Below are 13,016 nucleotides of genomic sequence, written 5' to 3'. Positions count from 1 at the left end.
AACCATGGAGGTCTTATGAAAACCAGTGACATGCGTAGCCTTCAAGCGTTGCGCAAGTTGCGTGAGCAACGTGCGTCCAGCCAACTGGTCGCTCAGCAGCGACGCTGCCGGCAGACCAACGTGGCGCTGGATGACGCCAAGGAAAACCTGCGCCTGCATCGTGAGGCCCTGGCCCGTGAAGCCGAGCGCATCTACGGCTCGATCAGCGAAGGCATGTCGATCAGCGACTGGCGTATGGCCCAGGAGCATCTGGAGGAGCTGTACGAGGGCGGACAGCGAAAGCTGGAAGTGAGCGTCAGTGAAGTGGCGCGCACCCTGGAAATCCACGAGCACGAGCGCGAAGTGTTTCGGGTTGCCCATGTGGCTCGACAGCGCCAGGCGCAAGCCTGCGACACCTTGCTCGAAGGCCGCGAGCGCGTCGAGCGCCTTGTCGACGAACACCGTTTGGAGGCCGACGAAATTCCTCGCGCTGCTATCGGAGGCCGTGCGTGAGCTGTCACCAGGACCCACTCTGGACACCCTTTGCCGAACAATTGACGCCTGTCGACCCCCAATGGGTGGACCTGCACAATCGCCTGCATCGTAGCCGCGAAACCTGGAAGGGAGAATGCGCAGGCCAGGTGATTGGCGTGCGCTGGGGCTCCGTTGCCGAACCTGACGTCACGGCAGTTGAGCTGTTGCTGGGGCTGGGCGAGGAGGGCGACGCGTCGGCCATCAGGCTGCACCTGCCAGCGCAGGCGCTGCACGCCCTGGGTGTGCCCGTTGCCCTGGACTTTCAAACCTTGCCTGGCGCGATGCTGCTGGAGCTGGCCCTGCTGAGTCTGATCGAACCGTTGGAGCGCCTGACCGGGCAATCGATGCGTTTCATTGACCACGCCGACCCGGTTCACGCCGCCCTGGCCGCGCAACCTTGCCCGTTGCGCCTGGTCACCCAAGTCCAGCTCGACGGCTCGTCCATGCTCGTTGTGCTGCACTTGAGTGCCAACGCTGGCGAGCAGGTCGCGCAGTGGCTCGATCGGTATGCACCGCCGGCTCCCCATGCGCTAACAGACCTGCTCCTGTGGCTGGCGGTCGAGGCCGGCGAAGCCGAGCTGAGTGTCGGCGAGCTGCGCAGCCTCAATCCGGGCGATGTGGTGATGCTCGATCCTTGGCCCATGGGCCAGGTGCGGCTGGTGGTGAACCATCGTCTGCACGCCCGGGCCGGCCAGGACGGCACCAGGCTGACACTGCTTGAAACACCGATGAGCATCAATCTTTCCAAGGAATTTTCTGTGAACGAAGCACCCACCATGAGTGAAACCGCTGACGGGCGAAACCTGGATTCGCGCTTGGACGAACTGCCACTGAAAATGGTTTGCCAGGCCGGCAGTGTCGAGTTGACCCTGGCGCAGCTGCGCGAACTGGGGGAGGGCAGCCTGCTGTCGTTCACCGAGCAACGCCAGGACAGCGTCGACCTGATGATAAACGGGCGTCGCGTCGGCCAGGGGCAATTGGTCAGGATCGGTCCAGGCCTGGGCGTGCGCGTGTTGAGCATCGCCGCGTCATGAATGGCTACCAGCCCAACCTGATTGAAATCATTGTGGTCGTCGCCACCATCGGTCTTATTCCGCTGGCAGTGGTGACCCTGACCGGTTTCATGAAAATCTCCGTGGTGCTGTTCCTGATTCGCAACGCCCTGGGCGTGCAACAGACACCGCCTAACATGGTGCTGTACGGCATCGCCCTGATCCTGTCGGTCTACGTCACCACGCCGTTGCTGGGCGACATGTACCGGCAGGTGCAGGGCCGTGATCTCAACATCGAGAGCATCGAGCAACTTACTGCCTTCGGGGACGCACTGAGGCCGCCATTGCAGGCGCACCTTTCGCGTTTCGCCAACGAAAGCGAGCGTGGTTTTTTCATCCAGGCCACGGAGACCATCTGGTCTCCTGAAGCCCGGGCCGATCTGCGCGACGATGACTTGGTGGTGCTGGTGCCGGCGTTCGTCAGCTCCGAACTGACCCGGGCGTTCGAAATCGGTTTTCTGCTGTACGTTCCCTTTCTGGTGGTGGATTTGCTGGTGGCGAACGTATTGATGGCCATGGGCATGTCCATGGTTTCACCTACGCTGATTTCCATACCGCTGAAGCTCTTTCTGTTCGTCGCCTTGAGCGGCTGGTCGCGCTTGATGCATGGCCTGATTCTTAGCTATGGGGGCACCTGATGGGCCAGGATGTATTTCTTTCGTTGATGAATCAGGCGCTGATGACGGTGCTGCTGTTGTCCGCCCCGGCACTGGCTGTTGCGATCATCGTCGGCCTGGGAGTGGGGTTGCTGCAGGCACTCACCCAGATCCAGGACCAGACCCTGCCGCAGGCGGTCAAGCTGGTGGCGGTGCTGCTGACGATCGTGTTCGTGGGGCCGTTGCTGGCGAGCCAGGTGGTGGAACTGGGTAATCAGGTGCTGGACAACTTCCCGTTGTGGACGCGCTGAATGGCATGAATATCGAGCTTGCCAACCAGTTCATCGAAGTCGCCTATCCGGTCATCAGCTCGGCGGCACTGTCCGCCAGCCGCGCCATGGGCGTGGTGGTGATTACCCCAGCCTTCAACCGCCTGGGCCTGACCGGCATGATCCGCAGTTGCGTCGCGGTGTCCATTGCCATCCCCATGTTTGTTCCGGTGTATGGCGCTTTCACTGCACTGCCAGAACATGGTGGGTTCTTCCTGGCCGGCCTACTGATCAAGGAATTCCTGATCGGTATCCTCATCGGACTGCTGTTCGGCATCCCGTTCTGGGCGGCGGAAGTGGCCGGCGAGTTGGTCGATCTGCAACGCGGTTCGACCATGGCCCAGTTGGTGGATCCCTTGTCATCGGGCGAGTCCAGTGTCATGGCCACCTTGCTGACGGTGATGTTGATCGCCCTGTTCTTCATGTCCAGCGGGTTCATCATGATGGTCGACGGCTATTACCACAGCTACCTGTTATGGCCGGTGACCGAGTTCACACCGTTGTTTGCCAGTTCGGCGTTGATGGCGGTGTTGCGGATTCTCGACCAGGTGACCCGCATCGGCGTGATCATGGTCGGGCCGCTGATCATCTGCATGCTGGTCACTGACCTGATGCTCGCTTACCTGTCGCGCATGGCGCCCAACCTGCACATTTTCGATCTGTCGCTGCCGGTGAAAAATATGTTCTTCACTGTATTGATGGTGGTCTACATCAGCTTCCTGATTCCGGTGATGATCGAGCAACTCGGCGAATTCCGCGGTACGGTGGAGCTCCTGAAGACGCTGGCCGATTCGGTATGACTTCCCTGTTTCGGGCGAAGCGTCCATGAGCGATAGCAGCGAAGAGAAATCACAGCCGGCCACCAGCAAGAAGCTCAGCGAGGCGCGCAAGAAAGGCCAGGTGTCCAAGAGTCAGGACCTGGTCTCCGGCATGGTCATCCTGTTTTGCACGCTCTGTATCTCGATCATGGTGCCCAAGGCCCAGGCACAGATCACCGCGTTGCTGGACCTGATCGCGCTGATCTACATCGAACCTTTTCACACCGCCTGGCCACGGGTGCTGGACATCGCCGGGCAGTTGCTCATCAACCTCACCCTGCCGGTGGTGGCCGTGACGGTGGGGGCGGTGATCCTGACCAACATCATCAGCATGCGCGGCGTGGTGTTCTCGGTCGAACCCCTCAAACCGGACATCAAACGTATCAATCCGATCGATGGCTTCAAGCGCATTTTTTCGATGCGCAGTTTCGTTGAATTTCTCAAGGGCGTGATCAAGGTCGTACTGCTGGGGCTGGCGTTCTACGTGATCGGGCGTGGGGCGTTGCAGGCGCTGATGGAGTCGTCGCGCTGCGGCGCCGGCTGCATCGAATCAACTTTCTACCTGGTACTCAAGCCTCTGGTGTTCACCGTGCTGGCTGCCTTTCTGCTGGTCGGGGCGGCAGACGTGATGATGCAGCGCTGGCTGTTTGGCCGTGACATGAAAATGACCCGCAGCGAACAGAAGCGTGAGCGCAAGGACAGTGACGGCGATCCGGTGATCAAGCAGGAGCGCCAGCGCCAACGTCGGGAAATGCAAGCCCTGGCCACCAAGCTGGGCGTGGGGCGTGCATCGTTGATGGTCGGCTCCGACCCTGGTTGGGTGGTGGGTATACGTTATGTACGCGGCGAAACTCCGGTACCGGTGGTGGTGTGCAAGGCCGAGCGCGAGGACGCGGCGCAGTTGCTTGCGCAGGCCCGGGGCCTGGGGATTGCCCATAGCCTCGATACCGTCCTGGCCAAGGACATCGCCCGACGGGCAGTGCCGGGGGACCCTGTGCCGGATAACACCTTCCAGGCAGTGGCGGATATCCTGGTGGCCGCTCGGTTGATTTGAGCGTACCTGCTGGTGAGTGCCTCACAAATGGACGGAGCGAGTTTGAAAGTCCCTGTAAACCGGCATGACGTTTGGTCGTCCAACTGCTCTCCCGATCTATCGGGTCTTTTGCGCGTTTAAGGTTGCGATTCGAGCCGAGTCATTCCCCTGCAATGTTCAATGGTCAAAGTTGATTCCTCTAGCGCTATCGGCGCCATTGTCAGGAGGACGTCCCCTTGCGAATCGACAGCAATGCCCGCCCCACAGATAGCCAATCCCCTGATTTTGAAGCGGGTCAGCGCTTTGAGAAAATGCTTGGCGCGGCCCGCATGCAAATCAGCGATAAAAAGCCTGACCCACGCGGTGCGGCAGACAAAGAAGTTTTGCCGTCCCTGCCTGAGAGCGTGCTCTTGGCGTTGCGAGAAGCGGGCGGCGCCATCGCAGAAACGCTGAAGCAGTCAGATGGACGTACGTTACGCAACGACGAAACCGTACCGCTCCAGGATCTCGAGATTTTCATGGGGTGGTGGGTGGATGGCGAGGTGACGGCGTACTCCGCGCGAGACGAAGGGGGCAATGAATTCACCATCAGCAAAGAGGCGACGCCTGATTACTTCGCCAAGGTTGATGCGTTGCAAAAAGGTAACGACGAAGGCTTTTTGTTGCGCGCAGATGGCGCACTTCTATCAGCAGAAACACTGGCGAGCGCAGAAATTTTGCCCCCGGATGAACACACAGGCTTTATCCGCCTGACGATCAATGGCGAAAAGATCCATGTCTCGAAGGACGTGACGCCCGACCTCTACAACCAGGTGGTCTGGAAACAGGAAGGCTACCAGAGCAAGTTTTACGAGCAGAACAGCGAGATCATCGACACGATCCGTGATCGATGGGACGACTGGAACGCCTCCGACAGCATTGTCAGTGACAAGGATTTGAGGAAGTACGCTGCCGATGAAAATCGAAGCGCAGAAGATCGCGAGGCGGCGCAGTTCCTGCTCGATAACAAAGGATTTTTTGACCTGCTTGATACCAAGGCACACAACAACAAGGCCGACGGCAAAATCAGCAGTAACGACCTGAATGCATGGCTACGACCTGTTGCTGTCAAAGCCGAAGACATCGGCGCCTATAACGACTTTCTGAAAGCCTCCCCGAATGCTGACGCGACCTCCCTGGAACTTGCGAAGCATTCGGCGCTGCTGCTGGAGAACTTCGACGAGATCAGCGATCGGACGGAGAGCGGTAAATACCTGACGCGTGAGTCCTTGCAGAAGTACCTGGATGAAAACCCGAACATCAGCGATGACTTGAAGCAAGCCCTGACTTTTTGGTCGCAGACGGGGGCGTTCGAAACGCTTGAAACCAGTGGGAAACCATTGGAGAGCAAACCCGATGGCGCGCTCGACAAGCGCGACATCCAGAATTGGTTGAAGGCCTCCAGCCCCAAAACCGCTGGAGACGCTCTGCTGTTCATCAACCAGGTAGCGAATGCCAGTGGGGTCTCCGGCATTGATACCGGTGACCTGGGCAAGGACGTCTTTGAAAACCCTGGCAACTATTCCGCCGAACAGCGGGCTGCGGTGTTACAGGATCTGCTCAAGGCGCGACAGTTGATCATCGACGGTGCGGCTGCCGGTCTGTGGAGTGATGACTACGGTAAGGTGTCCATCGCCAACGCTGTGCGCAGCCATCCAGATCCCAACAAGCTGCTTGCCGATGTCAACAGCCACATTGAGCAGCTACAAAGTGATCCCGAGGTGGTCAAATTTCTTAATGAAACCACCTCGACGCAGATGGCCAATCTATTTGAGGCAGTTCCTGGGTTAAAGGACTCGGTGCAAAAAAACTACGATGACATCAAGTCCGGTGCAGCTCTTGATGCGCTATGGGAAAAGCATACGAAAGACGGCAGCACCGACCAACAGGCGGTGCTGGCCGAATACTTCTCGACGGCAACGCTTTATCAGGAAGCGCTCGGCATCAATGATCGGGCAGAAATTCAGAAGGGGCTCGCTGCCTCTCAGCATGCCCAGGCGTTCCAGGATTATTACGAGCAGTCGCTTGCTTCCGGGACGCGACTGGAAGAACTGATGAAAACGGGCACCTTCGAAGAAGCGGTCGGCACCTTCTCCGCGGAGGTCGCGCTCTACAACGCGGCGCTGGATCCCAGCGTCACCGCAGGTTTAGACCCGCAGTTGAACGACAATTTCAGCCGGATCGGGCGCGACAACGCCATGAAAGACGGCACTTTCGAGGATGTCAAGCAAGCCCTGGGTATCAATGGCGGTGACGAGCTTGACGAGGCAAAAGTCAGGACGATGGCCGAGACGCTTATCCAGTCCAATCCAGAACTCGTGACCAATCCGGATGGCACCGTCGCAACGGCTGATCAGATCGTCGCGGGTGTCCGTTCGAATTGGGACATCCTGCGCCAAGGCACAAAGTCGCTTGCGGAATTGAAGTCGTCCTGGCTCAACCCCGACCTCAAGAACTTGTCTGACAAAGGGGGACTGCATGGCGTTAGCGGCATCTTCATGGCTGGCGTGACGATCGCCAAAGGCGCTCAGAATGGCGCAAACCTGACCGAACGAAACATCATAGACATCACCACCGGATCGGTCATGACGACGACCCTGCTCACCGAGGGTGGTGCCAAGAACCTGAAAAGCTACCTGAAAAACAAAGGAAACATTGATCTTGATCCGAAAATCAGAGCCTTTTTCGACGACCCCATAAAATCTCTCACTGGCACTGCCGACAAGTTTGAAAGCGGTGCCAAGGGTATCGGCGGTTTGGCCGGCATGGTTGCGGGTGCGTACGGAATCTTTGATGGCGTTCAGTCGATTCGCAAGGGCGACCCCGTCAGTGGTGGTATCAGCATCACTTCAGGCGCACTGGCGTCATTGTCAGGCCTGGCATCAGCGATTGAGGGCGGCGCAGGCCTTTTTGGCCATCTGGCAGTCAGGGCGGCGATGGCCCCGCTGGCTGGAGTCCTAGGCACCGTGGCGGCAGGCGTCGGCGCGGTTGCCCTGTTGCTTCCGGGCCTTATTGCGGAGGGCAAACGGCAGACTCAGCAAGACCACTTCGGCGACCTGCTTGGCGACTATCTGACACAGTACGAAATCGATGGCGTGGAGGGCGGTGATTTCAGTGACGTTCCCGACGAGGACTGGCCGCAAACCGATTGAGGGCTGTGCTGGCTTGCGGTAATTCGCGGCATGATCGAGGCATCAGCGATGCGCAGTTTATCGATGCCATATACGCGCAGTTGATGGTCGACCACCGATATCGTGTCTCGGCCCATTTTCGCGGAGCAGGACTGGTGCCAGGGGGCGTGGGCGCGCCTTTACCTTGTTCGCCGCTGGTTTGCCCGGTCTCTGGCGCGAAGGCGGCGACATACACCAGCGCGCTGACCTTCGGATCGCTACCGGCCTCGGTAATCACGGTGCCATCCCAAGAGTGCCCGACTAGAACCACCTTGCCCTGCTGGTTGTTCAAGGCGCGGCGCGTCGCGGCAATATCGTCGGCAAGCGAGGTGAGCGGGTTTTGCACAACCGTAACGGCCACCCCCTTGGGCTTGGAGCAGTGGCACCGCTTTGGCCCAATCGGAGCCGTCGGCGAACGTGCCGTGTACGATCACCACGGAGGGCGTTGTATCCTGCGCGTGACTGGCGCTTGCGGTGAAGGTACCGGCCAGGGCAAAAGCGACGGTAGCGATTTTCGATTTGATTGTTTTCATTGGATGAGCTCCTGTTCGGGAGTTCAAATTCCGCTGACCGGCCTGCGATGTGGGCATCGGTCAATTAGCCGACCCCGGGACATTTTTCATGGATAGTGAGTTGCAACTGGACATCTCCCTGGGTGGGGCACTGGCGACGATCGCCCAGGTCGGTGACCTCAGCATGGGACAACCTCTCGGTCATTCCCGGCGCGTTGCCGCACTGGCGCGGATGCTTGCGCAGGCCCAGCACGGCGACGGTGAGCACCTGAGGGTAGCGGAACAGGTTGCCTTGCTGCGCTGGTCCGGTTGCACCGCCAATGCCGAAGGCTTTGCGGATCTGCTGGGCGACGACGTCGATGGCCGCCGCGCGATGCTCGATTTGACGCTGGGCAATGAGCAAATGAACGCGGTGCATCAGGCAACCCCGCTTGCCGTTGTGCACTGTGAGGTGTCTGGAGCCATTGCCAAAACCCTCCAGCTCGGTGCCACCGTCGAGGCGGGCCTGTGTCGCGTGTTCGAAACCTACGACGGCACTGGCCGGCCGCTGGGTCTGACCCATGAGCACATTCCGGAGGTCGCCTATCAGGTAGTACTTGCAGGTGATCTGGATATTCTCAGTCGTGCACACGGTCTGGATGCGGCGCTACGCTGGATCAGAGAACAGTCGGATCGGCGCTATCCAGCGTCGCTGGTATCGTTGCTTCTGGACAACGCAAAGGACTGGCTGGCGGATCTGGAAACGCTGTGGAAAACCGTTGACCACGGGCATGAGCAGCGTTGCGTCTCACTGACGTTGGTGGGAGACATAATCGACTTGAAGCTGCCGTGGTTGGCAGGGCATTCGCGGCAGGTCGCGCATGTCGCCGTGGAAGCTGCACGCCTGTGGGGGCTGCGTGAACCGACTTTGACAGACATTGGCAAGTCCGCGCTCATCTACGGTCTCGGCCGGGCAGCCGTTTCGAACCACCTGTGGAATACCGCAGGAACGCTGCCATACAGCGCTGCGGAGCGGGTGCGCCTTGTCCCTTACTGGACGCAACAGGCGCTTAGACCTATCACTGAACTGGCTGTGCCCGCAGAGATTGCAGCCCATGCCTATGAACGGCTCAACGGCAGTGGCTATTTTCGAGGCGTGGCGGGTGATGCGCTGAGTGCCGAGCATCGCCTGTTCGCCACATCGGTAGCCTGGGTCGCGCTAAGGGAAGCCAGGCCATGGCGATCGGCTTACGGCGAAGCGGATGCAGCCAGGCTGCTCAAACAGGATGCTGGCAATGGCTTGTTCGACAACGATGTTTGCGAAGCAGTCATTGCCGCCGCAGGTGGCGAGCGGCGGATGCGGCAACCGAAGGCTTCGTTACTCACGACTCGGGAGTGCCGCATCCTGCTGGAGATCAGCCGTGGCGCCAGCAACAAGGAGGTGGCGCGGCTGCTGGACATCAGTCCGAGCACGGTTCGCACGCACATGGAAAGCATCTTTCGCAAACTGGAATGCTCGACCCGGGCAGCCGCTACCTTGAAGGGACTGACACTGGGGTTGATTGCCTGAGCCAGGTCGGGTTGGCTTGAATCAGGCGAGCCCGTCCTGACCGGCTTGACTGGCGCGTGCCAGGTCGATGAATGCCTTGGCTGCCGCGCTGGGGTTGCGGCGGTTCGGGTAGTACAGGCACAGCTTGTCTCTGGGCGGTGTCCAGTCTTCGAGAGTCCGCACGAACTGTCCGGTGCGGATTTCGTTGTGAACGTCCTGCTCCATGAAAAAACCGAGCCCCATGCCTTCCTGCACCGCCACCTTGACCACGCTGGATTCATCCAGCGTAAGCGGCCCGTTCACATCGAGGCGAGTCACTTCCCCGTCCCGCTCGAAATGCCACGGGAAAATCGCTCCATTCGGTAGTCGAACGCGGATGCAGCGATGCTGGAGCAGCTCGGATGGCGCTCGCGGTTTACCGTGTTTTTCGAAGTACGCCGGCGAACCGACCACCGCGTACCGTTGCGGAGGGCCGAGCGGGACGACAATCACGTCGTTCGGAACGAGGCTTGCTGAGCGCACGCCGAAATCGAAGCCGTCAGCCACGATATCCACCAGACGGCCTTCGGTGACGAGGTCGATGTGTACTTTTGGATGCTGCTGCAGGAACTCCATCACCAGTGGCAGGAGCGCCGATCGGGCAGCGCTGGCGAACGCATTGATACGCAGCGTACCCGAGGGCCCGGCGTTATGCGATCGCACTGCATCGAGTGCAGCACGCAGATCCTGCAAGGCTGGCCCCACCTGCTCCAGAAATATCCTGCCGGCTTCGGTGATGGCCACGCTACGGGTCGTGCGATTGAACAGCCGCGATTCGAGGCGGGTTTCCAGTTGCGCGATGGTGTTGCTCAGCGCGGTGGTGGAGACGTCGAGATCGATAGCGGCTTGCCGAAACGAGCCCCTGCGTGCGACCGCTATAACAGCGTCCAGCTCACTGAGGCCTAAACGATCTTGTGGCATGGATTGTCCTGAATTTCGGGATTGGTCATAAAGGTTTGTCCCAGTTGAACAAACTATCCGTCAGGCAGCAAGATCGCTCCAGGACATTCATCCAGGAGATCGGCAAATGACCCTTCAGCTTCCCGACGTCGTGCAGACGTACTTTGCAATCAGCAATGGTGGCGATACAGCGCAACTTGCGAGCTGCTTCCGCTCTGACGCCACGGTTTGCGATGAAAGAAAAACGTACGAAGGAAAGGCTGCCATCGAAGCCTGGCAACAGGAGGCCCGCAGAGCCTTCATCTATCAGGTCCAACCACTGCAAGCCCTGCAAGGGCAGGGCGAGCTGACGGTCATTGCGCGCCTTGTTGGGAATTTCCCCGGTAGCCCGGTTCAACTGAGTTACCTCTTCACACTGGAAGGCGGTCTAATCCGTTCCCTGGAGATCACGCCATGCTGAATCTAGGTTTGACTGGCAAGCGGGTCCTCGTCACCGGTGGCACCAAAGGCATCGGCAAGGCTGTCGTCGAGTTGTTACTGGCCGAGGGTGCGAAGGTCATTACCTCGGCCAGGCAGGTGGACGTGGAAATGCCGGGCGCTCTTCTGATTGCGGCTGATCTTTCGACCCGGGAAGGTTGTGATGTACTGATCGCCGCGATCCAACAGCGGCTGGGTGGCGTGGACATCATGATCCACGTCCTGGGTGGTTCGTCGGCACCCGGCGGCGGTTTTGCTGCGCTGGACGAGGAACAGTGGCAACGAGAGCTCAGCTTGAACCTGTTGCCGGCGGTGCGCCTCGATCGCGCTTTGCTCCCGGGGATGCTGGAGCGCAGGGAAGGGGTCGTCATCCACGTCACCTCCATCCAGAGTCGGCTGCCACTGCCGGAGGCTACAACAGCTTACGCGGCGGCCAAGGCCGCGCTTTCGACGTACAGCAAAAGTTTATCGAAAGAGGTTTCGCCCAGAGGCGTCCGCGTGGTTCGGGTTTCGCCGGGCTGGGTTGAAACCGAAGCGTCGGTCGCATTGGCCGAGCGACTCGCGCAGGAGGCAGGTACTGACTACCAAGGTGGCAAAGAGATCATCATGAAAGCACTTGGGGGTATCCCGCTCGGCCGCCCATCGACGCCTTGCGAAGTTGCTGACCTGATCGGTTTCCTGGCTTCGCCGCGAGCGGCATCTATCACGGGAAGTGAGTTTGTGATCGACGGCGGAACAGTACCAACGGTTTAGCCCGGAGGTAGATCCGACAGGCATAAGCAGGAAGGCCGTGCCATCAAAGGCCGAGCAGGTTGTACCGCCAGCCCATCAGCTTTGGGTATTTTCCGATGTCACAATCTGCAGCGGAATATGCACCCGGTGACGCACAGGATCGAACTGCTGCGCAGTCTGCAATTCCACCAACAGATTCACCAGCGCCGTTGCGCTCTGGCGCGGCTGAGAGTCGATCACCACGTCGACCAAACCCTGAGCCAGGGCTTGGCGTGACAGCTCGGTGGACTCCTGCAAAATGCAGCACAGCGTCGGGCGCTTGGGCAGTTGCGCCAACGCGTTGATGATCCCGTCGCCACCGCCGCCTACCACGCATAACCCGCGCAAATCGTTATGCCGAACCAGCAGGTCGAGGGTTGCTTCTTCGGTGATGTCGCAGTTATCCAGATTGATCAGCGGCTCCAGCGGACGCAACCCAGGTGCGTGTTCGGCCAAGTAACTGTGCAAGCCTTCGACCCGCTCCTGGTGGCCAAGAAAGCGATGGCCACCGAGCAGAATGCCGATGCTGCCTTTGCGCGCGCCACAGGTGCGGGCCAGCAGCCACCCCATCGTGCGCCCGACTACTTGATTGTCCTGGCCGACATAGGGCTCGGCCGCCGCCTCATGAATGCCCGACAGCAGTGCCACCACGGGCACTCCGGCCCCGCGAATCTGGGCAAGGGCGGCGTTGATCAGCGGGTGGGCGAAGCTGACCACCGCCAGGCCGTCGCATTGCACTGCCAACTGTTCGATCTGGGCAATGATGGCGCTGGGGGTGCGATCAAAAACGTATTCGAATTGGCAGGTCAGGTTGGCTCCGGCCTGGCGCTGCGCGGCCTCAGTGATGGCTTGGGCCAGGTTGGCGTAGAACGCCTGGGCGGTGCCCAGCAGCAGGATGCCGAAACGGTACGTGGGGCGACGTTCGAGAATGCGTTGGCCGATCAGCCGCGCGGCAAAATAACCCACGGCTTCGGCGGCCTGAAGCACCTGTTCGGCAGTGGCTGGATTAACCGGGGCGCGAGCGTTGAGCACGCGGTCGACGGTGGCGACACTTAAGCCTGCGTGTTCGGCGACCGTGGCGATGGTGGGGCGTTTATTGTTATTCATGATGAACCTTCAAAGCGTCTTGATAGAAAACTATCAAGCCCCGCAGGAGCTGGATGATAGCTTGATAGGGAATGTATTCAAGCCCTTGAGGGGGTCTTCCACGCTCTCTATATTTTCTTACGCAAAGCACCT

At 59.7% G+C, this 13,016-nt stretch carries 12 protein-coding genes and 2 pseudogenes; 10 read left to right on the top strand and 4 right to left on the bottom strand.

The genetic code is table 11. The annotated features are described in order from the left end of the window. Positions 1–15: 15 nt before the first annotated feature. The 7 genes from QOM08_RS16585 to QOM08_RS16555 all read left to right on the top strand — a co-directional run bounded on the left by QOM08_RS16585 (position 16) and on the right by QOM08_RS16555 (position 7,532). The gene (locus QOM08_RS16585; protein ID WP_107322709.1) at positions 16–492 is read left to right on the top strand and encodes a hypothetical protein; all 477 of its coding nucleotides are present in this window, start codon (positions 16–18) and stop codon (positions 490–492) included. Then, positions 489–1,547 (top strand): type III secretion system cytoplasmic ring protein SctQ, encoded by a 1,059-nt coding sequence (gene sctQ, locus QOM08_RS16580; RefSeq protein ID WP_052915348.1) that lies wholly within the window; start codon positions 489–491, stop codon positions 1,545–1,547. The genes QOM08_RS16585 and sctQ overlap by 4 nt, the downstream gene beginning before the upstream one ends. Then, positions 1,544–2,203, top strand: a complete 660-nt coding sequence (sctR, locus tag QOM08_RS16575) for a type III secretion system export apparatus subunit SctR (protein ID WP_047229694.1) — start codon at positions 1,544–1,546, stop codon at positions 2,201–2,203. The genes sctQ and sctR overlap by 4 nt, the downstream gene beginning before the upstream one ends. After that, positions 2,203–2,472 (top strand): type III secretion system export apparatus subunit SctS, encoded by a 270-nt coding sequence (gene sctS, locus QOM08_RS16570; RefSeq protein WP_047229693.1) that lies wholly within the window; start codon positions 2,203–2,205, stop codon positions 2,470–2,472. Before sctR ends, sctS begins: the two co-directional genes overlap by 1 nt. A gap of 5 nt (positions 2,473–2,477) precedes the next feature. Continuing rightward, complete coding sequence (gene sctT / locus QOM08_RS16565; protein ID WP_047229722.1) at positions 2,478–3,290, top strand: type III secretion system export apparatus subunit SctT; 813 nt, start codon at positions 2,478–2,480, stop codon at positions 3,288–3,290. A gap of 25 nt (positions 3,291–3,315) precedes the next feature. Further along, entirely contained in the window at positions 3,316–4,362 is a 1,047-nt protein-coding gene (locus tag QOM08_RS16560; protein ID WP_173406808.1) for an EscU/YscU/HrcU family type III secretion system export apparatus switch protein, read from the top strand. Between the two features lie 215 nt (positions 4,363–4,577). Continuing rightward, the gene (locus QOM08_RS16555) at positions 4,578–7,532 is read left to right on the top strand and encodes a type III effector HrpK domain-containing protein (protein WP_173406809.1); all 2,955 of its coding nucleotides are present in this window, start codon (positions 4,578–4,580) and stop codon (positions 7,530–7,532) included. Here QOM08_RS16555 and QOM08_RS16550 read toward each other — a convergent pair. Beyond that, positions 7,448–7,672, bottom strand: a pseudogene (locus QOM08_RS16550) (GMC oxidoreductase); the annotation flags it as partial. The gene QOM08_RS16555 and the pseudogene QOM08_RS16550 sit on opposite strands and share 85 nt — an antisense overlap. After that, positions 7,663–8,083 (bottom strand): annotated as a pseudogene (locus tag QOM08_RS16545) (esterase/lipase family protein); the annotation flags it as partial. The pseudogenes QOM08_RS16545 and QOM08_RS16550, both read right to left, overlap by 10 nt. 88 nt (positions 8,084–8,171) lie before the next feature. Between QOM08_RS16545 and QOM08_RS16540 the strand changes: the two are divergent. Then, on the top strand, positions 8,172–9,611 hold the full coding sequence (locus QOM08_RS16540) for an HD domain-containing phosphohydrolase (RefSeq protein WP_173407536.1): 1,440 nt from the start codon (positions 8,172–8,174) through the stop codon (positions 9,609–9,611). A gap of 21 nt (positions 9,612–9,632) precedes the next feature. On the opposite strand, the gene QOM08_RS16535 is transcribed toward QOM08_RS16540, so the two are convergent. Then, positions 9,633–10,550 (bottom strand): LysR family transcriptional regulator, encoded by a 918-nt coding sequence (locus QOM08_RS16535; RefSeq protein ID WP_173406810.1) that lies wholly within the window; start codon positions 10,548–10,550, stop codon positions 9,633–9,635. Between the two features lie 106 nt (positions 10,551–10,656). Here QOM08_RS16535 and QOM08_RS16530 point away from each other — a divergent pair, with 106 nt between their 5' ends. After that, a complete protein-coding gene (locus tag QOM08_RS16530) occupies positions 10,657–10,989 on the top strand; it encodes a nuclear transport factor 2 family protein (protein WP_173406811.1) in 333 nt (110 codons plus the stop codon). After that, positions 10,983–11,759, top strand: coding sequence for an SDR family oxidoreductase (locus QOM08_RS16525; protein WP_047229688.1), 777 nt, complete (start codon positions 10,983–10,985; stop codon positions 11,757–11,759). Before QOM08_RS16530 ends, QOM08_RS16525 begins: the two co-directional genes overlap by 7 nt. Before the next feature lie 75 nt (positions 11,760–11,834). Here QOM08_RS16525 and QOM08_RS16520 read toward each other — a convergent pair whose 3' ends face one another. Beyond that, positions 11,835–12,884: a LacI family DNA-binding transcriptional regulator gene (locus QOM08_RS16520; RefSeq protein WP_188251085.1), complete on the bottom strand. Its 1,050-nt coding sequence runs from the start codon at positions 12,882–12,884 to the stop codon at positions 11,835–11,837. Between the last annotated feature and the right edge of the window lie 132 nt (positions 12,885–13,016).

It is taken from the genome of Pseudomonas sp. P105 (assembly GCF_032614175.1).
Classification (GTDB): domain Bacteria; phylum Pseudomonadota; class Gammaproteobacteria; order Pseudomonadales; family Pseudomonadaceae; genus Aquipseudomonas; species Aquipseudomonas rhizophila.
The sequence above is the reverse complement of the archived record's forward strand: the minus strand, read 5'-3'. Positions and strand labels throughout refer to the sequence as shown.